The following is a 754-nucleotide window of genomic DNA, read 5'->3' as shown; positions in this document are numbered from 1 at the left end:
CGGAAATCGAGCGCGGTCATGCGCAGCATGTCGTCGCGCAGCGCGATCAGTCCGCGCGATCGGTCCGGCACGCGGCCGAGTTCGACCGTGGTGGCGATCCCGGCCTTGGGTTCGATCGCCCGGGCGCGATCGGCGGCGTAGGCCGTGCTGTCGCCCAGCACCAGGCGCGCCAGCAGGTCGTAGAGCGTATAGGCGCCGAACACGTTGCGCGGCGAGCGCGCGGGGGCGCGATAGGCGATTTCGGACGCCAGGACGGGGCGCTTGCGCGTGTCCGGCGTCACGCGGTGATCCGGCAGGTCGAAACTGTCGCCGTCGTCGAGATAGGAAAAGGCGATGCCGTCGATCGTGCGGCCCCGGCGGTCATAGGCGGCGCCGGCCATGTCGACGATGACGGCGCCATATTCGCCGATGACCCGGCCCCGCGTGCCGTCGACGAACAAAGCGGTGTTTTCGTCGATGCCGTAGCCGCGCGGGGTGCCGGTCTCGGCCATCGCCATCACCAGGCGTCCGAACCGCCCGCGCTTGAGGAAATGCTGGTCGACGATGCCCCAGGGAAAGAAGCCGAGCCCGCGCCCGAGCAGCAGGCCCGGGCGGTCGGGGTTGGTGACCACGCCGAAGGTCGTGGCCTCGAGCGAGGTGCCGCCCTCGATCATGATGTCGGACATCATCGCAGCGCCCGCGCTGGAGCCGGCGACGAGGCCGCCGGCCGCATGGGCCGTGCGGATGGCGTCGAGAAGGGGCGTCGCCCGCCCTT

Annotated in this window: 1 protein-coding gene; it reads right to left on the bottom strand. The window is 71.0% G+C overall.

From position 1 onward, the window contains the following. Window positions 1-754: cyanophycinase (locus HUK84_RS21250; protein WP_176641931.1), on the bottom strand; the 754-nt coding region annotated here is incomplete at both ends.

This window comes from Nguyenibacter vanlangensis (genome assembly GCF_013376155.1).
Taxonomy (GTDB): Bacteria; Pseudomonadota; Alphaproteobacteria; order Acetobacterales; family Acetobacteraceae; genus Gluconacetobacter; species Gluconacetobacter vanlangensis.
The sequence above is the reverse complement of the archived record's forward strand: the minus strand, read 5'-3'. Positions and strand labels throughout refer to the sequence as shown.